Raw genomic sequence first — 23,893 nt, 5'->3', positions numbered from 1 at the left:
TCTGCTGGATCCGACGCGATGCGCGCAAGCCGCGGCCAAGCTCGCTGCTCCAGCCGTTCACGTCCGACGTCACCTTGTTCCGTGTAATGTCCTTGCCTTCATCGCGGGCTTTCGTCAGAGAAGGCCGATGAATTCACCTCTGCCAGCCAGCACACGCCAGCGGCTCGACGACCTGCTCGTCCAGCGTGGGCTGTTTGCCAGCCGTTCGCGCGCCCGCGACGCGGTCGAGCGCGGCACGGTGACGGTCGACGGCGCGATTGCCCGCAAACCCGGCCAGAACGTTTCGCCGCAATCCCTTGTTGTCATCGACGATCCGGCGCAAACCTATGTCTCGCGCGCGGCGCTCAAACTGATCGGCGGGCTAGACCATTTCGGCCTCGACCCCGCAGGCCGCGAAGCCCTCGACATCGGCGCCTCGACCGGCGGGTTCACACAGGTGTTGCTCGAACGCGGCGCGTCCCACGTCACGGCCATCGATGTCGGCCACGGCCAGATGCATCCCGATGTCGGCGGTGATCCGCGCGTAACGGTGATCGAAGGGCTGAATGCCCGCGATTTGACAATCGCCGGTCTTGGTGGCCGAAGCCCGGATTTCATCGTTTCCGATGTCAGCTTCATCTCGCTGAAACTGGCGCTGCCGCCGGCACTTGCTCTTGCGAAGCCCGGTGCCGGGGCGATCTTTCTGGTCAAACCGCAATTCGAGGCCGGTCGCGAGGCGATCGGCAAGGGCGGCCTGTTGAAAGATCCCTTCGATGCGGCCCGTGTCGCCGGCCTGCTGCGGGATTGGCTGGATGCCGTTGGCGGCTGGCGCTCGCTCGGCCTGCATTTGTCGCCCATCGAAGGTGGCGACGGCAATCGCGAATTCCTGCTCGGTGGGGTCAAGGATCGATGAGCACGCGCTTCACCATCAGGAAACTCGGAGCTCAAGGCGACGGCATCGCCGAAACCGAAAGCGGCGATCTGTTCATTCCCTTCACGCTGCCCGGCGAGACCGTCACCGCCGCACGCGAACGGGATCGCGCCACGCTGATGGCGGTGCTGGAGGCTTCGCCGCTGCGCATCGAACCCGCCTGCCGCCATTTCACCGAGTGCGGCGGCTGCGCCCTCCAGCATCTGGAAGCCGAGGCTTATCGGCAGTGGAAGCGCGAGAAGGTGGTGCATGCGTTGAAGGGCAAGGGCATCGATTGCGACATCGGCGCGTTGGTTGCCTGTGCGCCGCACTCGCGGCGCCGTGTCGTGCTTGCCGCCCGGCGCGCCGATGCGGGCATGCTGCTCGGCTTCAATCGCCATCTGTCGCCGGAAATCATCTCTATATCCGAATGTCCGATCTCGCTGCCCGAGATCGTCGCCGCGCTCGGCCCGTTGAAAGCGCTGGCAGAATTGATATGCGCCACCACCAAATCGTTCCGGATGGCGGTCACCGTGACGGGCTCCGGCCTCGACATCGCGGTGCATGACTCCGGCAAGCTCGGCGAACACCAGCGCCGCATCGCCTCCAATTTTGTCCTTGCGCAGGGCTTTGCCAGACTGTCCATCGACGACGAGATCGTCATCGAGCCAAGAAAACCCGTGGTCATGTTCGGCAGCGTCGCGGTCGCCGTGCCGCCGGGCGCCTTCCTTCAGGCGACCGAGGCGGCCGAACAGACCATGGCCGAGATCGTCGGCGGACATCTATCGCGGGCCAAGAAGGTCGCCGATCTCTTTGCCGGTTGCGGCAGCTTTGCCTTGCGGCTGGCCGCGAAATCGGAAGTCCATGCGGTCGAGGGCGATGCGGCCGCACTGTCGGCGCTCGACCGGGGGTCGCGCTTCGCCACCGGGCTCAAGCGGGTGACGGGCGAGCGCCGCGACCTGTTTCGCCGGCCGCTGACCTTTAAGGAGTTGAATCTCTTCGACGGGCTTGTCTTTGATCCGCCGCGCGCCGGAGCCGAGGATCAGTCGAAGCAGATCGCCCGCTCGGATGTCCCGTTCGTTGCCGCGGTGTCCTGCAACCCGGTGACGCTGGCTCGCGACCTGCGCATCCTTATCGATGGCGGCTACACGCTGAAGAGCGTGACGCCGATCGATCAGTTCCTGTGGTCGCCGCATGTCGAGGCCGTCGCCCTGCTGGAAAAGCCCAGGCGGAGGCGCTGACATCCGATCACATTCGCTTGAGACCGGGCAATCCGGCCCATCCCGTCCGAAAGGCGCCGGAATGATGCCGCAAAGCCGCCTTGTTGCGCCAGCCTAGTCGGGCGGTCCTGCGGGGGGTGAAACCGAAGACCAACAATACCGCGCCGCTCAATGGCCAGATCGCGGCCAATGGCAAACTCAAAAAACGTCAAGGCGCAGGCGGCCCGGATGCCACGGATGGGACAGGTATCGGACAGAGCAAGGGGCCAAAGTTCCACAAGCTGCCGGCCAACGGCGGACCGGCGGGCGACAAGGTCTCGAGCGGCAATCCGCACCGCCAGCTCAAGCAGCAGGCACAGATGGTTTCGAGACCAGAAGCCTGAATTCCACGCCGCCCAGATGCGGCGGCAGCGCCGGCACGGCAAAAGCAGCAGCGCGAGCCAGGCAAGAAGCCGCCCTGCGGACATCCCAATGAGCCGGCCTGCAAGAGGTAACACGGCTCGAACCCCGACCGTGCCGCGCGACACACGCTCACATCACAACTGCGTGGTCGGCCGTGGTCTCGATTGCGCGGCCCGTTGGCCTGCTGTTACCAGTCGATGCCGGGCGGGGCGCTCAAGGGAGTGACCATGATGAGGATTGCAAGCGTTCTGACCTCCATCGCCGTAGCCGGGTTCATCGCGACGGGAGCAGCCGCGGCGGCGACCACGGCAGCCACCACGACCACAACGGCGCCGGCCGCCACCACGGCCGCCCCCGTGAAGAAGGCGAAGACGACTGCCATGACGCCTGAGAAAACCGCGATTTCGAAGCAATGTTCAGCACTTGCGGATGCCCAGAAACTGCACGGCAAGGCACGTGAGAAATTCCGCGCCGATTGCAAGAAGAACGGCGGCAAAGCCACCTGACCGGCCGCCTTCGCGGCCGAGGTCATTGCCAGCCTGCCCTGCTGGGGCAGGCTGGTGGCATTTCGGAAAAATATAAACCAGTTTTCGTCTGAAGCCATGTCCACCCTGGACAGATCAAGCGCGGATGAGACGGTTGCGGAACCCGCTCTCGACTGTCGGAACTCGCCGCGGTTCTGACAGGCTCAGTCCACGAGCTTTGCAACAGTCTTGGAGGTTCTCGGCGTGCCGCCTCGCTGGTTGACCGACAGCCAGATATTCGGATTCTGCTGCGACTGACGTTTCAGGAAATAGTAGCCGGTCGCGTTCCATGGCCTGATTTCGTCGACCAAATTGTCGAGGACGAGATCGCCTTTGTCGGTTTTCACCGTCAGGACGGTGTGGCCTTCATTGTTGAGGTCGCGCACGACCGTCATCAGCAGCGCCTGCCGGGGAAAGCCAGCCTCCTGAAGGAGCTTGCGTTTGTAGAGTGCGTAGATCTTGCAGTCGCCTTTCCCGTCGACCGGGTAGTCCCAATGGTCCGCCATCGTGCCCCAGTGGTCGAAATTGCTGACGGGTTTGATGGAACTGTTCGCCTTCTGATTTATCCGCTTCAGGATGCGGAGGTTCCGCGCCGTCAGCTTGACGTTCGCGGCCGGCAGAGCGGGCACCTTGCACTCTTTGGGTCGGCGATGACAGAAATCGACCCACCGTAGGGGACGCTGGTGCTTCCGCCGACGGCGGCGGCGGAAGATTGCGTCGATCGCGCCTTGAACCATGTCGACTGTGCTGCCGCCGGACCGGCTTGCAGCGCCGTCGCGCCAATCAACGAAACGAAGCCAAGCACGAAAGACGAAGTCAGGACGGGCCGCATTGCCAAAACCACCACCGCAACGAGGAGCTGGTGCTGCGTCCGTGCGCAAAAGGCAGCCCAGGCAGTCAGAGACTTAACAATTTCATAATCTGGATTGTGTCCACTTCAAGGTCCCGGCCGAAATACGGGCTGGAAACGCCAGCATCTCCCCTCGCAACGCAGCACGCGTCGCGCGCTGTTCCATCCGGAAACATCACGTGGCGGCACCGAGCCTCAAACCCGGGTGCCGCCGATCGTCATCTGGTTCATCCTCAGATGCGGCTGGCCGACGCCCACGGGCACGCCCTGGCCGGCCTTGCCGCACATGCCGATACCGTTGTCGAGCTTCATGTCGTTGCCGACCATCGAGACGCGGTGCATCGCGTCCGGTCCGTTGCCGATCAGCATCGCGCCCTTGATCGGCTGCGTCACCTTGCCGTTCTCGATCATGTAGGCCTCGGTGCAGCCGAACACGAACTTGCCCGACGTGATGTCGACCTGGCCGCCGCCGAAGGAGACGGCGTAGATGCCGTTCTTGACCGAAGCGATGATTTCGTCCGGCTCCATGTCGCCCGAGGTCATGTAGGTGTTGGTCATGCGCGGCATCGGCTGATGCGCATAGCCTTCGCGCCGGCCGTTGCCGGTGGCTTTCATGCCCATCAGCCGGGCATTCTGCCGGTCCTGCATGTAGCCCACCAGCTTGCCGTCCTCGATCAGCACATTGCGGGCCGAAGGCGTGCCTTCATCGTCGACGGTGAGTGAGCCGCGCCGCTCGGGGATGGTACCGTCGTCGACGACGGTCACGCCCTTGGCGGCTACCTGCTGCCCCATCAGGCCGGCGAAGGCCGATGTCTTCTTGCGGTTGAAATCGCCTTCAAGGCCGTGGCCGACCGCTTCATGCAGCATCACACCCGGCCAGCCGCTGGACAGCACGATGTCGAAAGTGCCGGCCGGAGCCGGGATCGCCTGCAGATTGACCAGCGCTTGCCGGAGTGCCTCCTTGGCGGCGTGCTTCCAGCTATCCTCGATCAGGAAGTCGCCGAACGCTTTGCGCCCACCCATGCCATAGGAGCCGCTCTCCTGGCGGTCGCCGTCACCGACGATGACCGAGACGTTGACGCGGACCATCGGCCTGATATCGCGCACCACCTGGCCATCGGCACGCACGATCTCGACATGCTGCCAGGACGCGGCGATCGAGGCGGTCACCTGGCGCACGCGTGGATCCTCGGCGCGCAGCCAGGCATCGATTTCCTGCAGCAGCTTGGCCTTGGCCTCGAAGGAGGGCGAGGGGATCGGGTTCTCGTCGCCGTAGAGATGGCGGTTGGTGCGGGCGGGCGCGGCGGCTAGCGTACCGGAATAGCCGCCCTTGACGGTCGAGACGGCGTCGGCCGCGCGCAGCAGCGAGGCCTCGGACAGGTCGCTCGAATGTGCGTAGCCGCTGGCTTCGCCGGCGACGGCGCGCAGCCCAAAGCCCTGGTCGGTGTTGAAATTGGCGGTCTTGAGCCGGCCATTGTCGAACATCAGCGCTTCGCTCTCGCTGTATTCGAGGAAAAGCTCGCCGTCGTCGGCACCCTTGATGGTGTCGGCGACGATCTGCTTGATGCGGTCGTCTGAAATGTCGAATTGGCCGATCAGGCTGTTCATGGCGCGTCCGTCCGTGGGATGATTGCTTTCCCCCGATGTAGGCGTGAAGCCGCGCCCGCACAATCGGCAATGGAGATCAGCGCCGACGAATGACACCCGTCCGCTGAGCACAAGGCATGCGCCTGGAATCGGCAAAAGCCGGGGCAAGGCCCGATTCAGCGCGAAGCCGCGATCAGGGCAGGGCGGCGAAGCCTTCGGCGAAACCCTTGAGGTCGACGGGAATGCCGATACCCTCTTCCGGGGTCTGGAAGACGATGAAGGTCGCCGACGTGCCGGTCTTCAGCGTGTCGAGCAGCGGCTTTTCGAGAATGACCTCGGCATAGCAGCCGTCCTGGAAGCAGCGCACGAAATAGGCGCGGCCGATATCCTTGCCGTCGACATTGAGGCCAAGCCCGTTCGGCAGGAGCACGCCGAGCGGCGCCAGCACGCGCAGGATCTCGGCCTTGTTGTCGGCGGTGCGCAGCACGACGACCGAAAGCCCCATCTCCGGCCGATCCTCGGCGACGACGTTCTGCATCATCACGCATTGTTCCGAGGTGGCGCCGGCCGGCGTGTCGCAGATGATCGACCACGCGCCATGCGTCGACTTGACCGTGCCGCTCGGCTGGGCGGCATTGGCCTGGCCGGTGACGGACAGGCCGGCACAGGAGACGGCGGCGAGAACGGCGATCTTCGCCAAGGTTCTCGAAAGCCCGGTTCTCGACAGCCAAGAGTTCATAACCGCTCCATTGCGAATCACGGCACTTTAAGCCGCGCCAAAGCCAAGTAAAGGACGAGACGACGGCTTGGCTGTCCCGAAAAAGCCAATAGCGCGCTTTTCCCTGCCAATTTCGCCTGAATTACGACGCCAGGCACGCCTGACGGCCAAAGGCAGGACGATGTGTCGGACATAGACGATTCGCTGCCGATGCGGCCGCCTTCAAACACCCGTCACGGCTTGCGCGCAAAAATGCCGCACAGTTTCCTCCGCTCCTTTCTTGCGGAGGGAAAAAGAGTATGGTTTGAACCACCTTGAGACTGTCGGGATTCCCGTCCCGGCATTGTTCGTTATTCTCGTTGGCACCGCCGCGAGGAACTGGGAGACGAAGAGGGCGATGAGAAATTTCCTAGCTGGCGCCAGGTTTCTAGCAAGTGCCAAGTTTCTGAGTGCTTGTGCCGCTGCCACTGTGCTTTTCGCTGGCACATCCGCCCATGCCGATCAGCCCGTGGAGTGGGAGACCACCTTCCAGGCGCCGGCGACCGACATGATGCGGCAGATCGAGTGGTTCGGAAACTATACGATGTGGTTCATCGTCCCGATCACCATCCTGGTGCTGCTTCTGCTCGCCTACTGCATCGTGAAATTCCGCGCCAGTGCAAACCCGGTTCCCTCCAAGACCAGCCACAACACGCTGATCGAGGTGATCTGGACCGTCGGCCCGGTCGTGATCCTGCTCTGCCTGGCCATTCCCTCGTTCCAGCTCTTGACCGCCCAGTACACGCCGCCGGAAGAAGCCAAGCTCACCGTCAAGGCGACAGGCAACCAGTGGAACTGGGACTACGAGTACCAGACCGACAGCACGCTCTCCTTCAATTCGGCCATCCTCCAGGAAGGCGATCGAGCCAAAGCAGGCAAGGAGGACCGCAAGGTCTATCCGCGCCTCCTCGCGGTCGACAATGAGCTGGTGGTGCCGGTCAACACCATGACCCGCTTGCTGGTCACCGCGACCGACGTGATCCACTCCTTCGGCGTGCCGTCCTTCGGCATCAAAGTCGACGCCATTCCAGGGCGTACCAACGAGACCTGGTTCAAGGCGGAAAAGGAAGGCATCTTCTACGGCCAGTGCTCGCAGCTCTGCGGCAAGGACCACGCCTTCATGCCGATCGCCATCCGCGTCGTCTCCGACGCGCAGTTCAAGACCTGGCTGGCGGCGGCCAAGACCGATCTGCCCGGCGCCAACAAGACGCTCATGGCCGAGGTCGATGGCCAGAACAAGGTAGCGGCCGCCGGCAACTGATGCCGCGGGTTAGCAAGATTTAGGGAACGGAGCGGAACATGGCAGACGCTGCAGCTCACGACGGGCACGACGACCACAAGCCTTACCACGGCTGGGTGCGCTGGGTTTATTCGACCAACCACAAGGATATCGGTACGCTCTACCTGATCTTCGCGATCATGGCCGGCATCATCGGCGGCGCGCTGTCGGTTGCCATCCGCATGGAGCTGCAGGAGCCAGGCATCCAGATTTTCAGCGGTCTGGCGCAGATGGTCTATGGCATGAACGGTGATGCCGCGATCGACGGCGGCAAGAGCATGTACAATGCCTTTGCCACCGCGCACGCGCTGATCATGATCTTCTTCATGGTCATGCCAGCACTGATCGGCGGTTTTGCCAACTGGATGGTGCCGATCATGATCGGCGCGCCCGACATGGCGTTCCCGCGCATGAACAACATCTCGTTCTGGCTGCTGCCGCCAGCCTTCATCCTGCTGCTCACCTCGATGTTCATGCCGAGCGCGCCAGGCGCCTATGGTGTCGGCGGCGGCTGGACGCTCTATCCGCCGCTTTCGACCTCGGGTCAGCCTGGACCGGCGATGGATCTGGCGATCCTGTCGATCCACATCGCCGGTGCCTCTTCGATCCTCGGCGCCATCAACTTCATCACCACCATCTTCAACATGCGCGCCCCGGGCATGACGCTGCACAAGATGCCGCTGTTTGCCTGGTCAGTGCTGGTAACTGCCTTCCTGCTGCTGTTGTCGCTTCCGGTTCTTGCCGGTGCCATCACCATGCTTCTGACGGACCGCAATTTCGGCACAGCCTTCTTCGCGCCGGACAACGGTGGCGACCCGCTGCTGTTCCAGCACCTGTTCTGGTTCTTCGGTCACCCCGAAGTGTACATCCTGATCCTGCCGGGCTTCGGCATCATCAGCCACGTCATCTCCACATTTTCGAGGAAGCCGGTGTTCGGCTATCTCGGCATGGCCTACGCCATGGTAGCGATCGGCGCCGTCGGCTTCATCGTCTGGGCGCACCACATGTACACGACCGGCCTGTCGCTCGACACGCAGCGCTACTTCGTCTTCGCCACCATGGTCATCGCGGTGCCGACGGGTGTGAAGATCTTCTCCTGGATCGCGACGATGTGGGGCGGGTCGATTTCTTTCAAGACGCCGATGTTGTGGGCGCTGGGCTTCATCTTCCTGTTCACCATCGGCGGTGTCACCGGCGTCCAGCTCGCCAATGCCGGCCTCGACCGCTCGCTGCATGACACCTATTTCGTCATCGCCCACTTCCACTACGTGCTGTCGCTGGGTGCGGTGTTCGCCATCTTTGCCGGTTGGTACTACTGGTTCCCGAAGATGACCGGCTACATGTACTCGCCTGTCATTGCCAACACCCACTTCTGGGTGACTTTCGTTGGCGTGAACCTGATCTTCTTCCCGCAGCATTTCCTCGGCCTCGCCGGCATGCCGCGCCGCACCATCGACTATCCGGATGCGTTCGCGGGCTGGAACTATGTGTCGTCCATCGGGTCCTACATCTCGGCCGTCGGCGTGCTGATCTTCCTCTATGGCGTCTTCGAAGCCTTCCAGAAGAAGCGGATCGCCGGTGCCAACCCATGGGGCGAGGGGGCAACGACGCTTGAATGGCAGCTGCCTTCGCCGCCGCCCTTCCACCAGTGGGAGCAACTGCCGAAGATCAAGTAAGGCGGCTCCCCTCGAATGCGAAACCGCCGGTCCGCCGGCGGTTTTGGCCAACGGAAGAATGGACTGAGTACGCATGGCCCTAGTCGACGAAAACAGCATTGACGAAGCGGGCTTCCGCATGTCGGAAGCCACTGCGGGTGATTTCTTCGCCCTGCTGAAGCCGCGCGTCATGTCGTTGGTGGTGTTCACCGCCTTCGTCGGGTTGGTGGCCGCACCCGTGACCATCAACCCGCTGCTGGCGGTGATCGCGATCCTGGCAATCGCCATTGGCGCTGGTGCCTCTGGTGCGCTCAACATGTGGTACGATGCCGACATCGACGCGGTGATGACCAGAACCTCCAATCGTCCGGTGCCGGCCGGTCGCGTTCGTCCAGGCGAGGCGCTGGCTTTCGGACTGGTGCTGTCGGTGCTCTCGGTGATGACGCTCGGCGTGCTGGTCAATTGGCTCTCGGCGACGCTGCTGGCCTTCACCATCTTCTTCTATGCTGTCGTCTATACGATGTGGCTGAAACGCTGGACGCCGCAGAACATCGTCATTGGCGGTGCGGCCGGCGCCTTTCCGCCTGTCATCGGCTGGGCAGCCGTGACCGGCTCGGTCAGCCTCGAAAGCATCATTCTGTTCCTCATCATCTTCCTGTGGACGCCGCCGCATTTCTGGGCGCTGGCGTTGTTCAAGTCCGAGGATTATGGCCGCGCCGGCATTCCCATGATGCCGAACGTCGCCGGCGAGGCCTCGACCCGCCGCCAGATCTTCGCCTATGCGCTGGTGCTGGCCCCGGTCGGCGTGCTGCCGTGGCTGCTCGGCTACACCACGCCATTCTATGGCGTTGCCGCCCTGCTGCTGGGCGCGGGCTTTGTCTGGTATGCCTGGAAAGTGCTTGGCATGGCCGACGACGACCGCGCCATGAGGCCGGCCAAGGCGTTGTTCGCCTATTCGCTGCTCTATCTCTTCGCCATCTTCGCCGTCTATCTCGCCGACAGCGTCATCGGGCGTGTACTCGCGGCTGGTGGATCATGAGCATGGCCGAAGACAAGCTCGAAACGGTCACTCTGACCGATCGGCAGAAGAAGGCTCAGCGCAACCGTTCCGTCGCCATCGGCGTGGCGCTGGCGGTGCTGGTCATTATTTTCTACATCGCGACGATCGTGAAGTTCGCCCACAATTTGTCGGGCAAGATGTGATGAGCGTCGAAACGCCCAAAAAGCCTGCGGGCAATAACAGCAACCGCGTCGTCGCGGTCGTTTGCCTTGCCTTCTTCACCGGCATGATCGGCATGGCCTATGCCGCAGTGCCGCTCTACAGGATGTTCTGCCAGGCGACGGGCTATGGCGGCACGACGCAGCGCGTCGAGAAGCAATATGCCGGCCGCGTGCTCGACCGTGAGATTACCGTCCGCTTCGACGCCAACATCGCCGGTGTGCCGTGGGAGTTCCAGCCGGTCCAGCGCTCGATGACGATGAAGATCGGGCAGACGGTGCAGGCGCATTACCAGGCGACCAACAAGTTCGATCGTCCCGTCACCGGCCGCGCCACCTTCAACGTCCAGCCGGAACTGGCCGGACCCTACTTCAACAAGGTCGAGTGCTTCTGTTTCACCGATACGTCGCTGAAGCCCGGCGAGACGCTTGACATGCCGGTCCTGTTCTATGTGGATCCCGATATCGTGAACGTGCCGGAACTGAAGGACATCAAGACGATCACGCTGTCCTATACGATGTTCCCGGTCGAGAAGAACAAGCCGGTCGCCTCCTCGGAGCCGGCCAAGGGCAACAGCAAGACAGTTTCAGATACCGAAAATCTCGGGGGTTGATATGGCAGACGCGCACGCAAAACATCACGACTACCATCTCGTCGACCCGAGCCCGTGGCCTTTCCTGGGGTCGATCGGGGCGCTTGTCATGGCCTTTGGCGGCGTCTGCCTCATGGAGTATCTGAAGGGCGGCTCCTTCCCGATCTTCGGCTTCAACATCGCCAATCCGTGGCTGTTCTTCATCGGCCTGGTGATCGTGCTCTACACCATGTTCGCCTGGTGGTCGGACACGATCAAGGAAGCGCATGAGGGCCATCACACGCGCGTCGTGTCGCTGCATCTGCGCTATGGCATGATCATGTTCATCGCCTCTGAGGTGATGTTCTTCGTTGCCTGGTTCTGGGCCTATTTCGATGCCAGCCTTTTTGCCGGTGAGGTGCAGAACTACGCGCGCCACACGTTTACTGGTGGTGTCTGGCCGCCGAAGGGCATGGAGGTTCTCGATCCCTTCCATCTGCCGCTTTACAACACCATCATCCTGCTGCTCTCGGGCACCACCGTCACCTGGGCCCACCACTCGCTCATCCATGGCGATCGCAAGGGACTGATCAACGGCCTGGTGCTGACCGTCGGCCTCGGCATGCTGTTCACCATGGTGCAGGCCTACGAGTACATGCACGCTCCGTTCGGCTTCAAGGATTCCATCTACGGCGCCACCTTCTTCATGGCGACCGGCTTCCACGGCTTCCACGTCATCATCGGCACCATCTTCCTGCTGGTTTGCCTGATCCGCGCGATGAAGGGCGAGTTCACCCCCAAGCAGCATTTCGGCTTCGAGGCAGCCGCCTGGTACTGGCATTTCGTCGACGTGGTCTGGCTGTTCCTGTTCGCATCGATCTACGTCTGGGGATCGGTCGGCGCGGTGATCGAAGGCCACTGATCCCGCCCGCGGATTTTTGATTTGGAGAAGGCGGCCGCGGCGACGTGGCCGCCTTCTTCTTTTCGGCGCAATGATCATCGATCGATAGAAAATGCGGCTGACAATTTTCTGGGCGATTTGCGCATTTCTGATCGCGACCTTCCAGGCCTTTGCCGCTGAGAAGGTCGATCTGGTGCGTGTCCACAAGGCGGAGCGGCGGCTCGAACTGATCGGCGACGGCAAGGTCCTGCGCAGCTACGGCATTGCACTCGGTGGAGATCCCGTCGGTCACAAGCGGCAGGAGGGCGATCGGCGCACACCCGAGGGGCGCTACGTCCTCGACTGGCGCAACCCCAACAGCATCGCGCACAGGTCGATCCACATTTCCTACCCCGATGTCGACGATCAGGCGGCCGCGAAGGCACGCAATGTCGATCCCGGCGGCATGATCATGATCCATGGCCAGCCGAACGGTTTCGGCTGGTGGGGCTGGCTGCTTCAATTGGTCGACTGGACCGATGGCTGCATTGCGGTTACGGACTCCGACATGGACGAAATCTGGGCAATGGTGGCCGACGGGACGCCAATCGAGATCGAGCAATAGGCATGAGTGACGATAAGGCGATCTGGCCTCCGATCGAGCCGATTTCGGCCGGCCTGCATGGCCGCTGCCCGCGCTGCGGCGAGGGGCGGCTCTTTTCCGGCTTCCTCACCGTCGGCAAGCGTTGCGTCAATTGCGGTCTCGATTACTCCTTTGCCGATGCCGGCGACGGGCCGGCCGTGTTCGTCATCCTGATCATCGGCTTCATCATCGTCGGCCTGGCGCTCTGGGTTGAAGTGACGCTAAGCCCGCCGCTGTGGCTGCATCTGCTGATCTGGATCCCGCTGGCCTTGGTGCTGTGCCTTACGGCGCTGCGGTTGATCAAGGGCGTGCTGCTCACCTTGCAATACGCCAACAAGGCCGCCGAGGGGCGACTGGATCGCGGCGAATGAACGAAGCTTCCCTCAACGACCGCGGCCGTTCGCGGCCAAGGTCGGCATTGCTGCTCGGCCTTGGCCTGCTTCTGCTCGGGATCCTGCTGGCACTTGGCACCTGGCAGGTCCAGCGCCTGCACTGGAAGGAAGGTCTGCTGCGGACCATCGACCAGCGCACGCACTCGGCGCCACTGCCGCTTGCCGAGGTCGAGAAGCAATTCGCCTCGACCGGCGACGTCGACTATACCCCGGTCACGGTCTCAGGCACTTTCCTGCATTCCGGCGAGCGGCATTTCTACGCGACCTGGGAAGGGGACGCCGGCTTCAACGTCTACACGCCGCTGGCCCTCGACGATGGCCGTTTCGTCCTGATCAATCGCGGCTTCGTACCCTATGACCTCAAGGATGCCGCCAAGCGCGCCAAGGGACAGGTGACGGGCAAGGTGACCATCACCGGGCTTGCGCGCAATCCGCTGCCGGCAAAGCCGTCCATGATGCTGCCCGACAATGACGTGGCCAAGAACATCTTCTACTGGAAGGACCGCGACGTCATGGCCGCGAGCGCCGGCCTGCCGGCCGGGTTCACGCTGGTGCCGATCTTCATCGATGCCGACAAGACGCCGAATCCCGGCGGCCTGCCGGTCGGGGGCGTCACCATCGTCGACCTGCCGAACAGCCATCTGCAATATGCTGTCACCTGGTATGGCCTGGCCGCGGCGCTCGCCGCCGTCCTCATCCTGCGGCTTCGCCGGCCCGCGAAAGAGGAATGAACGCGACCGACGCCTCCTTTCCAACCGACACCCCCATTTCTACCTACGCTCTTGACAGGGCAGGGGTGGGCACCTCATTTCGGCGCTGACGAACCGGCAGGATTTAATGCTTCACACAATCGCCAAGCCTCCCCTGACGATCCGGCTCTGCCAGCCGCGCGGTTTTTGCGCGGGCGTTGACCGTGCCATCCAGATCGTCGTGCTGGCATTGAAGAAATATGGCGCGCCGGTCTATGTCCGCCACGAGATCGTGCACAACCGCTATGTCGTCGAGGGCCTTCAAAGCCTTGGCGCCGTGTTTATCGAGGAACTTTCAGAGATTCCCGCCGAACACCGGCAGTCGCCGGTCGTCTTCTCGGCGCATGGCGTGCCGAAGTCCGTGCCGGCGGACGCGCAGGCGCGAAACCTGTTCTATCTCGACGCAACCTGCCCGCTGGTCTCCAAGGTCCACAAACAGGCGATGCGCCACCAGCGGCTCGGCCGCCATGTGCTGTTGATCGGCCATGCCGGCCACCCCGAGGTGATCGGCACCATGGGACAGTTGCCGGAAGGCGCGGTCACGCTGGTCGAGACCGAGGCCGATGCCGCCCGGCTCGCGCCCGCCGATCCCAAGGCACTCGGTTTCGTCACCCAGACGACGCTCTCGGTCGAGGATACCGCCGGCATCATCCGCGCATTGCAGGAACGTTTTCCGGACCTGCAGGCGCCGGCGGCGGAATCGATCTGCTACGCCACCACAAACCGCCAGGAGGCGGTCAAGGACACCGCTCCGGGTGCCGACCTCTATCTGATCGTCGGCGCGCCCAATTCCTCGAATTCGCGCCGTCTTGTCGAAGTTGCGGAACGCGCCGGCGCCGCCATGTCGCTTCTCGTGCAGCGCGCCGCCGAAATTCCGTGGAATGACATCGGCAGCATTTCGACGCTCGGCCTGTCGGCGGGGGCATCGGCGCCGGAGATCATCGTCGATGAGATCATCGAGGCGTTCCGTCAGCGTTTCGATGTAACCATCGACCTGGCCATCACGGCCACCGAAACAGAGGATTTTCCGGTCATGCGGGTGTTGCGCGATGTCGAACTGACGCCGGCCGACATGGCCTTCGTCAACGGGGCCGCGTAAGGCACATGGCCGTCTATACCGACGTTGCGGAGGGCGAACTCGGCGCTTTCCTGAAACACTATCCGGTCGGCGATCTCCTGTCCTACAAGGGCATCGCCGAAGGCACCGAGAATTCGAACTTCCTGCTGCACACCTCGAGCGGTTCCTACATCCTGACGCTCTACGAAAAGCGCGTCGAGAAGGCGGATCTGCCGTTCTTCCTCGGGCTGATGGGCCATCTCGCCAACAAGGGCGTGTCGTGTCCATTGCCAGTGACCGCGCATGACGGCAGTGTCATCGGCACGCTGGCCGGCCGGCCGGCGGTCATCATCACTTTCCTCGAAGGGCTTTCGCTACGGCGGCCGACGGCAACGCATTGCGCCGAGGTCGGCAAGGCGCTGGCCGCGCTCCATATGGCCGGGGCCGATTTCCCGATGAACCGGCCCAACGCGCTTGCCATCGACGGCTGGCGCAAGCTTTGGGACTCGGCTCGCGCCCGCGCCGACGAAGTCGAGCCGGGGCTGGCGGCCGAGGTCGATGCCGACTTCGCCGATTTCGAGCGGAACTGGCCCAAGGGCCTCCCCGAAGGCATAATCCATGCCGATCTTTTCCCCGACAATGTCTTTTTCCTCGGCGAGAAGCTCTCGGGTCTGATCGATTTTTATTTTGCCTGTGACGACCTCTATGCCTACGACGTCGCCACCTGCCTCAACGCCTGGTGTTTCGAGAAGGATTTCTCCTTCAACCTCACCAAGGGCAAGGCGCTGCTAGCAGGTTACCAGAGCGTGCGCCCGCTGAGCGTGGAGGAGAAGGCGGCGCTGCCAATGTTGGCGCGCGGCTCGGCGCTGCGCTTCATGCTGACCCGGCTCTACGACTGGCTGACCGTTCCTGACGGCGGGCTGGTGATGAAACGCGACCCGACCGAATACATCAGAAGGATGCGGTTCCATCGGGCGATCAGATCGGCTTCGGAATATGGATTGGCCTGATATGGGGTATCATGAGCAAACAGGTTGAAATCTTCACCGATGGCGCCTGTTCAGGCAATCCCGGCCCCGGCGGCTGGGGCGCCATTCTGCGCTTCAACGGCGCCACCAAGGAACTCTCCGGCGGCGAAGCCGAGACGACCAACAACCGCATGGAACTGCTGGCCGCCATCTCGGCGCTGAATGCGTTGAAGGAGCCTTGCACGGTCGAGCTTCATACCGACAGCAAATACGTGATGGACGGCATTTCCAAATGGATCCATGGCTGGAAGAAGAATGGCTGGAAGACCGCCGACAAGAAGCCGGTCAAGAATGGCGAGTTGTGGCAGGCGCTGGACGAGGCCAACCGCCGCCACAAGGTCACCTGGAACTGGGTCAAGGGCCATGCCGGCCATGCCGAGAACGAGCGTGCCGATGAACTGGCCAGGGAAGGCATGGCGCCGTTCAAGAAGGGTTCTTTCAAGCCGGCGGTCTCACTGTCCAAGCCGGATGTCCAGGCAAAGCAGCCGCTGGCCCCGAAGGCGCGCCGATCGACCCAGAGCTATTGAGCCTCGGATCGTCGCGGCCACAACCGAACGGAGCGCCTCCGTCATGACGATTGCCTACTACATCACCCATCCCCAAGTTCAGATCGACGCCACCATTCCGGTACCGGATTGGGGCCTGTCTGACATTGGTCGCGCAAGGGCGAACGCAATGCTGGTTCAGCCGTGGATCGCGTCGATCGGGCGTGTGGTGTCGTCGGGCGAACGCAAGGCGGTTGAAACCGCCGAAGTGCTGGCGCGGCATCTCGGCCTTGCCGTGCAGGTGAGGGAGCGGATGCATGAGAACGACCGGTCATCGACGGGTTTCCTGCCGCCGCCGGATTTCGAGGCGGTCGCCGACCGGTTTTTCGCCAATCCGCATGAAAGCGTTCGCGGCTGGGAGCGGGCCATCGACGCGGAGCGGCGCATCGTCAGCGAGGTCGAGGCGTGCTTGGTGAGGGCGGTGCTGGAGACATCGCCTTTGTCGGACATGGCGGTGTCGGGACGCTCCTGCTGCTGTCGCTGAGCGGTAGGCCGATCAGCCGCGAAGCGGACCAGCCGGCTGGCGGCGGCAACTATTTCGCCTACGATATCGGCGCGCGCCGCATTCTCCATGGGTGGCAGCCGATGGACCGGCTGCCCTGACTGTCTGACGGGCGTACGCATCGGGTCGGGCCTGGTTCTTCTGGTGACGTTGCGGTTGCTCAAGGGTGGGAGTAATATTTCCTACCACGGAGCATGCGATAAGGACGCAGCATGGCAAACGTTGAAAAAATGAGCGTGGCTGTGACCCCGCAACAGGCAGCCCTCATGCGAGAGGCTGTGGAAGCGGGCGAGTATGCCACCGCAAGCGAGATTGTGCGTGAAGCGGTGCGGGATTGGCTGGCCAAGCGCGAACTGCGGCATGACGATATCCGCCGGCTGAGACAGGCATGGGATGAAGGCAAGGCAAGTGGGAGGCCAGAGCCTGTGGATTTCGACGCGTTGCGAAAAGAAGCACGGCGAAAGCTGACGGAAGCCTCGCGGAATGGCCGTTAGGCTGGTCTGGTCGCCCGCAGCCAGGGCTGACCTCATCGACATCTACGTGGCGATAGGCAGCGAAAACATACGGGCGGCCGATCGTTATTATGATCAGTTGGAAGCGCGGGCCCTGCAACTGGCGGACCAGCCGCGCATGGGTGTTAGGCGATCGGATATCAGGCCTTCCGCACGAATGCTGGTGGAGGCGCCGTTTGTACTGCTCTACGAAACGGTTCCAGACACGGACGATGGCCCAGTCGAGTGGGTTGAAATCGTCCGCGTGGTGGATGGGCGGCGGGATCTGAACCGTTTGTTCTAATTGCCTAACGGATCAGCAGCGCCGTTCCCCAAAGCCCAAGCGCGAACACCGTGTGCGAGACCAGGTTGAGCGCACGGATTTGCATCGGGTTCGGCCGCTTTGAAGCCGCCCAGCCGGCGCCCATGCCCGGCGCCAGCAGGAACCAGCCGGCGCCGACGGTGACGATGCCGAGGATGAAGGCCGGCAGGAAGGTCGGCGTGGCCAGCCAGCCAGCGCCCGCCAGCACCACCAGGATGATGCCGTAGACGATGCCGACGAAGTAATGGAAAGCCCAGCCCAGCGCTTTCTCATGGGCGTAGGGCGTGGCATCGCCAATATCGTCGTGAAACACCTTGTCGCGGAGGTGCCAGACCCAGCGCCCGACCGGCCCCCAGTTCGGCCGTGGCTGGCCGAACGCTTTGTGCAGGAAGAAGGCCCAGATATCCATCAGGACGGTGGCGCCGATGCCGATCGCGACAGCGCGCCAGAAGATGTCAAACATCGTTGGAATTCCCCCGAGAGCCGGCAGTTCTGAAGCGCGGCGCTTGTCAGGCGAGGCCAGCCATCGCGGCCCCGCCTTAGCGGCCCTGGAAGCTCAGAGCTGGCCCAGAATATGAGCCGCGCCGGACTCGTCTACGCCGGGTTTGGTTTCGACATTGAGCGCGGTGACCTTGCCATCGTCGATGATCATCGAAAACCGCTTCGAGCGCAGGCCCATGCCGCCACCGGAATAGTCGGCGTCGAGACCGACCGCCTTGGCGAAGTCCCCGTTACCGTCGGCCAGGAACAGGATCTTGCCTTCTCCGCCGGTAAAGCGCGCCCAGGCGCCCATGACGTGAACGTCGTTGACCGAAACGACGGCGATCGTATCGACGCCGCGCGCCAGTATCGCGTCATGGTTCTCTAGATAGCCAGGCAGATGGTTGTTGCTGCAGGTCGGCGTGAAGGCGCCGGGAACGCCGAACAGTACCACTTTCTTGCCCGGGAAAATCTCGGCCGACGTGATCGGCTTGGCGCCGTCGTCGGTCATGGTCTTGAAGGTCGCCTCGGGCAGCTTGTCGCCAACGGAGATGGTCATGAGTTCCTCGCTTGGGGATGGGGAAGGACGCGTGCTTGCGTAGCGAACTCGGCGGCTTCCTGCAACCATGGCAGCGCCGCCATCACGGAAAGGGCAGCAACCCTTCGACCGCGCCCGCCGAACTCGTCAGCGTATAGTGGAGCCCGCCATCCGTCGGCGTCGTCGAGGGGCGATCGAGGATCGGCACGGTGAAGATCAACTTGCCGTTCTTTTCCGCGCGCGAAGGGGTGCCGAACATATAGTCGCGCTCGCCGGCGACGAAGAAATCCGCCGCCTGCGGATCGCCGGGAAAACTCGCTTCGACCACCAGCGTTTCGTGGTCGCCTGGCAGCACCTTGATGCCAAAGTCAGGCTTTGCAGCAGCCGGCAATGCGGTGAAGCTCGCCTTCACCAACGCCGCGTCGTCGGCATTGTCGGGATCGGAGGCGGGGTCGACGCTCAGCCGTGTCTGCACGGGGATGCAGATGGTCTCGCAAATGCCGAGAAAGATGTCGGCATCGATGACCGCCGGCTGGTTCGGCGTCGCCAGCGTGAACGTCACCGGCAGCGAAACGGGGTAGTTGTAGCCGGCCCATTTGCCGTAGCCATCGTCGTGGCGCTGCGGCGCGGGAAACGACAGCGTCGCATCGGCGATATTGGTGCTGGCCGAAACGTCGAGCTGCGGCGGCACGCCTGCGTCACCCGGGTCGCGCCAGTAGGTCTTCCAGCCGGGTTTGAGCGCTATATCGAGAACGCCCTGGATGCGGCCCGCATCGTCGGGCTTGCCTGACGTCACCAGCCGCACCTTGCCGCCTTCGCTGCTGTACCAGGCGGAGGAGGAGGCGGTGGCGGGGAGCGCCGTCGCCAATCCAATGGCGGCACAGAGCAACAGGATTTTCAAGCTTTGCATGGGCGTGATTTGATCGTCCGTTCGTGGCCGCGCAATGTTTTCATGACCTTGCTGATATCATATTTGCGTGACCTTCGCGGGCAAGCCAAGGCCGGCCTCGCAATATGGGCTTTGGTCGAATCCGGCGCGGCGCATCTTTTCGGCGACCGGGAAACGCGTTACCCTCCCTGCCATGGATTTGTTGCGCCATAAGAAGACAGCCGCCGTCCCCGGCTTTCTCGACGATCAGTTCCTGATTGCCATGCCCGGCATGAAGGACGACCGTTTCACGCGCTCGGTGATCTACATCTGCGCCCACAGCGATGAAGGAGCGATGGGCCTGATCATCAACCAGACGCAGCAGATGCTGTTTCCCGACCTTCTGGTGCAGCTCGGCATCATGAACGAGCAGGAAGCGATCCGCCTGCCGGCGCAGGCGCGCGATTTCGTCGTGCGCAATGGCGGGCCTGTCGACCGCAGCCGGGGCTTTGTCCTGCATTCGGGCGACTATCGGGTGGAATCCTCGCTCACCGTTTCCGACGACATCTGCCTGACCGCGACGGTGGACATATTGCGGGCGATATCGTCAGGGCGCGGGCCGCGTCGCGCGCTGATGGCGCTTGGTTATTCCGGCTGGGGAGCCGGCCAGCTGGAAACCGAAATCGCCGAGAATGGCTGGCTGACCTGCCCGGCGACGCCGGAATTGCTGTTCGACGCCGACATCGAACGCAAATATGACCGGATTCTCGCCTCGATCGGCATCGATCTCGCGCATTTGAGCCTGGCGGCCGGCCACGCCTGAGGCCGCCTCCGCCAACCCTCGAGATTAGCCGAATCCTCCCACCTTCGTCATCCCTGGGCGAAGCAGGAGCGAAGCTCCGTCGCGAAGACCCTGGGGTGACGAAGGGACAGCGGCGACGCGGCTGCGCTCCATCACGCCTGCGTCAGCGGATATTGCTCTTTCAGCGTCTTCAGCACCTGGTCGCCCGGCATTGGCGCGCCGAACATGAAGCTCTGCACATATTCGCAGCCCATCTGGCGCAGCTCCAGCGCGTCGCGTTCATCCGATATGCCCTCGGCGACCACCGAAAGGCCGAGCTCATGCGCCATGTTGACCATGGATTTGAGCAGCACCGCGCGTTTGGGCGTGCTGTCGTCGACGAAGCTCTTGTCGATCTTAATGGTGTCGAACGGGAACCGCGTCAGGTAGGCGAGCGATGAATAGCCGGTGCCGAAATCGTCTAGCGACAGGCCGATGCCGAGCTGCTTCAGCTTGGTCAGCACATGGGCGGTCTGCTCGGGATTGTCCATGACCAGGGACTCGGTGAGTTCGAGCCGGAAGCAGCGTGGTTTCAAATTGGCGCGCGCGATAACAGAACGCACATCGCTGACCAGGTCGCGGCGGATGAGCTGGCGGCTGGACAGGTTGACCGAGACCGACAGCGGCGCATCGCCGATCTGCTTTTGCCATCCCGCGAGATCCTCGGCTGCCTGCTGCATGGCGAACAGGCCAAGCTGCACGATCAGCCCGCAGCTTTCGGCGACCGGGATGAAATCGGCCGGCGGGATCATGCCGCGGCGTGGATGGTCCCAGCGCAGCAACGCTTCGAAGCCGGCGACGCTGCCGTCCTCGAGCCGCACGATCGGCTGGTAGGCCAGCGTGAATTCGCGCCGCTCGATGGCGCGCCGCAAGTCGGATTCGAACTGCAGACGGTCGGTGCCGACGGTGCGGAACGCGGGGCGGAACGGCTCGATCCGGTCGCCGCCGAAGCGCTTGGCCTGATGCATGGCGAGCTCGGCGTCCTTGACCATGTCCTCGGCCGAGGTCTGCGCAGAGGTCCAGGTGATCAGGCCGATCGAGGCGGTCAGCACGATCTCGCGCTTGGCGAAGGTGATCGGGTTGTTGATCGCGTGCTTGATGGCATCGGCGACGCCGGCGATGCGGGCGGGATCCTGCTCGGACAGCAGCATCAGGGCGAACTGGTCGCCGGCGAAGCGCGACAGCGAATCCTTCGGCTTGAGCAGGCGGTGCAGGCGCCGGGCTATGGTGAGCAGGATGGTGTCGCCGGCCGAGATGCCGAGCCCGTCATTGACCTGCTTGAAGCGGTCGATGTCGATGACGAAGACGGTCGGCCGCACCTTCTCTTCGGTGCGGGCGATCGAGATGATCGCCTCTAGCCGGTTCATGAACAATTCGCGATTTGGCAGGCCGGTCAGATTGTCGTGCACGGCGTCGTGCAGCAGCCGTTCCTCGGACTTCTTCTGTTCGGTGACGTCGACCATGGTGCCGACGCAGCGGATCACCTCGCCATCCGATCCGATCACCGGACGCGCGCGCAGGGCGAACCAGTGATAGTGCCCATCGGCGCCGCGCAGCCGGAAGTTCTGTGCCACCCTGCCGCGGCGGTGTTCGAGCACCACGTCGAGCGTCGTGCGGAATGTATCGCGGTCGTCGGCATGCAGCACCGGCAGCCAGTTGCGGGCGGCACCACCCAGGCTGTTGGGGGCAAGGCCGAGCTGGATGCTGACATCGGGCTTGGTGACGACGCGGTCGCGCAGAACGTCCCAGTCCCACACCGTATCGCCCGATCCCGCGACGGCCAGCGCCTGCCGTTCGAGGTCGGAGAACAGCCCCTGATGCAGCGCGCCACCGGCAAAGGCGTGCTGCATGACGGTGAAGCCGATCAACAGGATGATCAGGATCAAACCGCCGCCAAGTGCCGGCTGGGCGATGTCGTTGTCGAGCATGCCGGTGATCGCCATCCACGATCCGCATAGCCACAACAGCACCATGACCCAACTGGGCACAAGCATGATGGCGCGGTCATAACCACGAATACCGAGGAAGATGATGAGGCCGAGCCCGGTCAGCGCCGTGGCGGCGAACGAGATGCGGGCGATGCCCGCGGCGACCGCCGGGTCGACGATGGCGACACCGGCGATCAAGAGCAGTCCCAGGATCCAGACCAGGGCGCCATAGCTGAAATGGCCGTGCCATCGGTTGAGGTTGAGATAGGCGAACAGGAAGACCACGAAGGTCGCCGCCAGCGCCACCTCCGTTCCGGCCCGCCACATCTGTTCGTTGCCGGGCGAAATCTCGATGACCTTGTTGAGGAAGCCGAAATCGACGCAGATATAGGCAAGCACCGCCCAGGCGAGCGCTGCCGTCGCCGGGAACATCGATGTTCCCTTGACCACGAAGAGGATGGTCAGGAACAGCGCCAGAAGGCCGGCGATGCCGATGACGATGCCGCGAAACAGCGTGTAGGAATTGACCGAATCCTTGTAGGATTCCGGATCCCACAGGTAGACCTGAGGCAGCTTCGGCGAGGCAAGCTCGGCGATGAAGGTGATCACCGTGCCGGGGTTCAGCGTCACCCGGAACACGTCGGCGTCGGGGCTGGTCTGGCGGTCGAGCGCGAAGCCCTCGCTGGGCGTGATGGCGGCGATGCGCGTCGAGCCCAGATCCGGCCAGAAGATGCCGGAATTCACCAGCCGGAAATGCGGCGCGACGATCAGCCTGTCGAGCTGCTGGTCGGTGGTGTTGGCGAGCGCGAACACTGCCCAGTCGCCGGTCGAGCGGGCATCGTTGGCCTCGACCTCGATGCGCCGCACGATGCCGTCCGGCCCGGGCGCGGTCGACACCTGGAAGTTCTCACCCTGGTTGCGGTAAATCTCGACGGCGCGCGAAAGATCGAGCGCGACATCGTCGCGGGCAATCTTGATGGGTTCGACGGCAAAGGCCGACGAAGCCGCGCACAGCGTCAGCATCGTCGCCAGCAGAAAGGCGAACAGCGGCCCGTTTCGCAGGAAATTCGTCAAAAATCAGTCCTTCGTTCCAGCGCCCGGGGGATCGTCGGCGATCCGGGCGTAGAGGTAATGGTCCTGCCAGATGCCGTTGATCCTGAGATAGGATCGCAGAAGTCCTTCGCGCCGGAATCCGGCTTTTTCAAGCACGCGGATCGACCTGATGTTGTCGGGAATACAGGCGGCTTCGATCCGGTGCAACCTCAGCGTATCGAAGGCGAAGCGGGCCACCACCTTGACCGCGTCGGTCATCAGGCCGCGGCCGCCGAAGCGCTCGCCGATCCAGTACCCGACATGACCGCTTTGCGAGACGCCGTGGCGTATGTTGCCGAGCGTGATGCCGCCCGCGAGCTTGCCGCTCGATTTCTCGAAGATGAAGAAGGCGATCGCCGTTCCCTGTGCGTAGTCCTCGCGATAGCGGCTGATGCGCAGGCGCCATGCCGTGCGGTCGAGTTCGTCCGGGGTCCAGCGCGGCTCCCAAGGCTCCAGGAACGCCCGGCTTTCGCCGCGCACCGCCGACCACTCGCGATAGTCGTTGGTGAACGGCACGCGCAGCGTGACGAGGTTGCCCTTCAGTGCCGGCAGGTCACGGCGAAAGAAAGGGAGCGCGAACACGG

At 63.2% G+C, this 23,893-nt stretch carries 27 protein-coding genes and 1 pseudogene; 19 read left to right on the top strand and 9 right to left on the bottom strand.

Annotation, left to right across the window (positions count from 1 at the left end):
- Positions 1-127: 127 nt before the first annotated feature.
- From LB569_RS16090 to LB569_RS16080, 3 genes are all read left to right on the top strand, one after another.
- Entirely contained in the window at positions 128-892 is a 765-nt protein-coding gene (locus LB569_RS16090) for a TlyA family RNA methyltransferase (protein ID WP_224693162.1), read from the top strand.
- Positions 889-2,130: a class I SAM-dependent RNA methyltransferase gene (locus LB569_RS16085; RefSeq protein ID WP_224693161.1), complete on the top strand. Its 1,242-nt coding sequence runs from the start codon at positions 889-891 to the stop codon at positions 2,128-2,130. Before LB569_RS16090 ends, LB569_RS16085 begins: the two co-directional genes overlap by 4 nt.
- Positions 2,131-2,246: 116 nt before the next feature.
- The gene (locus tag LB569_RS16080; RefSeq protein WP_224693160.1) at positions 2,247-2,492 is read left to right on the top strand and encodes a hypothetical protein; all 246 of its coding nucleotides are present in this window, start codon (positions 2,247-2,249) and stop codon (positions 2,490-2,492) included.
- A gap of 206 nt (positions 2,493-2,698) precedes the next feature.
- Here LB569_RS16080 and LB569_RS16075 read toward each other — a convergent pair whose 3' ends face one another.
- From LB569_RS16075 to LB569_RS16060, 4 genes are all read right to left on the bottom strand, one after another.
- Positions 2,699-3,115: a hypothetical protein gene (locus tag LB569_RS16075; RefSeq protein ID WP_224693159.1), complete on the bottom strand. Its 417-nt coding sequence runs from the start codon at positions 3,113-3,115 to the stop codon at positions 2,699-2,701.
- Between the two features lie 84 nt (positions 3,116-3,199).
- Positions 3,200-3,916: a transglutaminase-like cysteine peptidase gene (locus LB569_RS16070; protein ID WP_224693158.1), complete on the bottom strand. Its 717-nt coding sequence runs from the start codon at positions 3,914-3,916 to the stop codon at positions 3,200-3,202.
- A gap of 164 nt (positions 3,917-4,080) precedes the next feature.
- Positions 4,081-5,493 carry a metalloprotease TldD gene (gene tldD, locus LB569_RS16065; protein WP_140705814.1) on the bottom strand — a complete coding sequence of 471 codons (1,413 nt, stop codon included), beginning with the start codon at positions 5,491-5,493 and terminating at the stop codon, positions 4,081-4,083.
- A gap of 172 nt (positions 5,494-5,665) precedes the next feature.
- Complete coding sequence (locus LB569_RS16060) at positions 5,666-6,211, bottom strand: invasion associated locus B family protein (protein ID WP_140705816.1); 546 nt, start codon at positions 6,209-6,211, stop codon at positions 5,666-5,668.
- A gap of 259 nt (positions 6,212-6,470) precedes the next feature.
- Between LB569_RS16060 and coxB the strand changes: the two genes are divergently transcribed.
- From coxB to LB569_RS15985, 15 genes and pseudogenes are all read left to right on the top strand, one after another.
- Complete coding sequence (gene coxB, locus LB569_RS16055; protein ID WP_181173676.1) at positions 6,471-7,490, top strand: cytochrome c oxidase subunit II; 1,020 nt, start codon at positions 6,471-6,473, stop codon at positions 7,488-7,490.
- Positions 7,491-7,528: 38 nt separating this feature from the next.
- The gene (gene ctaD / locus LB569_RS16050) at positions 7,529-9,184 is read left to right on the top strand and encodes a cytochrome c oxidase subunit I (protein WP_140705820.1); all 1,656 of its coding nucleotides are present in this window, start codon (positions 7,529-7,531) and stop codon (positions 9,182-9,184) included.
- Positions 9,185-9,257: 73 nt separating this feature from the next.
- Positions 9,258-10,202: a heme o synthase gene (locus LB569_RS16045; RefSeq protein WP_224693157.1), complete on the top strand. Its 945-nt coding sequence runs from the start codon at positions 9,258-9,260 to the stop codon at positions 10,200-10,202.
- Positions 10,199-10,366: a hypothetical protein gene (locus tag LB569_RS16040; RefSeq protein WP_224693156.1), complete on the top strand. Its 168-nt coding sequence runs from the start codon at positions 10,199-10,201 to the stop codon at positions 10,364-10,366. The genes LB569_RS16045 and LB569_RS16040 overlap by 4 nt, the downstream gene beginning before the upstream one ends.
- The gene (locus LB569_RS16035; protein WP_224693155.1) at positions 10,366-10,995 is read left to right on the top strand and encodes a cytochrome c oxidase assembly protein; all 630 of its coding nucleotides are present in this window, start codon (positions 10,366-10,368) and stop codon (positions 10,993-10,995) included. Before LB569_RS16040 ends, LB569_RS16035 begins: the two co-directional genes overlap by 1 nt.
- A gap of 1 nt (position 10,996) precedes the next feature.
- Positions 10,997-11,875 carry a cytochrome c oxidase subunit 3 gene (locus LB569_RS16030; protein WP_140705827.1) on the top strand — a complete coding sequence of 293 codons (879 nt, stop codon included), beginning with the start codon at positions 10,997-10,999 and terminating at the stop codon, positions 11,873-11,875.
- Between the two features lie 91 nt (positions 11,876-11,966).
- Entirely contained in the window at positions 11,967-12,458 is a 492-nt protein-coding gene (locus tag LB569_RS16025; protein ID WP_224537888.1) for a murein L,D-transpeptidase family protein, read from the top strand.
- Positions 12,459-12,460: 2 nt separating this feature from the next.
- Positions 12,461-12,847, top strand: a complete 387-nt coding sequence (locus LB569_RS16020) for a DUF983 domain-containing protein (protein WP_027041471.1) — start codon at positions 12,461-12,463, stop codon at positions 12,845-12,847.
- Positions 12,844-13,599, top strand: a complete 756-nt coding sequence (locus LB569_RS16015) for an SURF1 family protein (RefSeq protein WP_181173677.1) — start codon at positions 12,844-12,846, stop codon at positions 13,597-13,599. Before LB569_RS16020 ends, LB569_RS16015 begins: the two co-directional genes overlap by 4 nt.
- A gap of 106 nt (positions 13,600-13,705) precedes the next feature.
- Positions 13,706-14,716 carry a 4-hydroxy-3-methylbut-2-enyl diphosphate reductase gene (gene ispH, locus LB569_RS16010; RefSeq protein WP_224537886.1) on the top strand — a complete coding sequence of 337 codons (1,011 nt, stop codon included), beginning with the start codon at positions 13,706-13,708 and terminating at the stop codon, positions 14,714-14,716.
- Positions 14,717-14,721: 5 nt separating this feature from the next.
- Entirely contained in the window at positions 14,722-15,684 is a 963-nt protein-coding gene (locus LB569_RS16005; protein WP_224693154.1) for a homoserine kinase, read from the top strand.
- A gap of 11 nt (positions 15,685-15,695) precedes the next feature.
- On the top strand, positions 15,696-16,229 hold the full coding sequence (gene rnhA / locus LB569_RS16000; protein ID WP_224537882.1) for a ribonuclease HI: 534 nt from the start codon (positions 15,696-15,698) through the stop codon (positions 16,227-16,229).
- Positions 16,230-16,272: 43 nt separating this feature from the next.
- Positions 16,273-16,850: pseudogene (locus LB569_RS15995) on the top strand (histidine phosphatase family protein).
- 111 nt (positions 16,851-16,961) lie between these two features.
- On the top strand, positions 16,962-17,243 hold the full coding sequence (locus LB569_RS15990) for a type II toxin-antitoxin system ParD family antitoxin (RefSeq protein ID WP_140705841.1): 282 nt from the start codon (positions 16,962-16,964) through the stop codon (positions 17,241-17,243).
- Positions 17,233-17,544 carry a type II toxin-antitoxin system RelE/ParE family toxin gene (locus LB569_RS15985; protein WP_140705843.1) on the top strand — a complete coding sequence of 104 codons (312 nt, stop codon included), beginning with the start codon at positions 17,233-17,235 and terminating at the stop codon, positions 17,542-17,544. The genes LB569_RS15990 and LB569_RS15985 overlap by 11 nt, the downstream gene beginning before the upstream one ends.
- A gap of 4 nt (positions 17,545-17,548) precedes the next feature.
- On the opposite strand, the gene LB569_RS15980 is transcribed toward LB569_RS15985, so the two are convergent.
- The 3 genes from LB569_RS15980 to LB569_RS15970 all read right to left on the bottom strand — a co-directional run bounded on the left by LB569_RS15980 (position 17,549) and on the right by LB569_RS15970 (position 19,490).
- Complete coding sequence (locus LB569_RS15980; RefSeq protein ID WP_140705845.1) at positions 17,549-18,025, bottom strand: DUF2938 domain-containing protein; 477 nt, start codon at positions 18,023-18,025, stop codon at positions 17,549-17,551.
- A 93-nt stretch (positions 18,026-18,118) separates the two neighbouring features.
- A complete protein-coding gene (locus LB569_RS15975; protein WP_140705847.1) occupies positions 18,119-18,601 on the bottom strand; it encodes a peroxiredoxin in 483 nt (160 codons plus the stop codon).
- 82 nt (positions 18,602-18,683) lie between these two features.
- Entirely contained in the window at positions 18,684-19,490 is an 807-nt protein-coding gene (locus tag LB569_RS15970) for a protein-disulfide reductase DsbD domain-containing protein (protein WP_224693153.1), read from the bottom strand.
- Positions 19,491-19,662: 172 nt separating this feature from the next.
- Between LB569_RS15970 and LB569_RS15965 the strand changes: the two genes are divergently transcribed.
- Positions 19,663-20,271 carry a YqgE/AlgH family protein gene (locus LB569_RS15965; protein WP_140705851.1) on the top strand — a complete coding sequence of 203 codons (609 nt, stop codon included), beginning with the start codon at positions 19,663-19,665 and terminating at the stop codon, positions 20,269-20,271.
- 131 nt (positions 20,272-20,402) lie between these two features.
- Here the strand turns inward: LB569_RS15965 and LB569_RS15960 are convergent, their stop codons facing one another.
- Together LB569_RS15960 and LB569_RS15955 are read right to left on the bottom strand one after the other, a co-directional pair.
- Positions 20,403-23,291, bottom strand: coding sequence for an EAL domain-containing protein (locus tag LB569_RS15960; protein WP_140705853.1), 2,889 nt, complete (start codon positions 23,289-23,291; stop codon positions 20,403-20,405).
- A gap of 3 nt (positions 23,292-23,294) precedes the next feature.
- Complete coding sequence (locus LB569_RS15955; RefSeq protein WP_140661409.1) at positions 23,295-23,891, bottom strand: GNAT family N-acetyltransferase; 597 nt, start codon at positions 23,889-23,891, stop codon at positions 23,295-23,297.
- Between the last annotated feature and the right edge of the window lie 2 nt (positions 23,892-23,893).

The organism is Mesorhizobium sp. BH1-1-4, assembly GCF_020165665.1.
In the GTDB taxonomy this organism is placed as follows: Bacteria; Pseudomonadota; Alphaproteobacteria; order Rhizobiales; family Rhizobiaceae; genus Mesorhizobium.
Note: the sequence above shows the minus strand (reverse complement) of the source record. Positions and strands in the feature narration are given on the sequence as shown.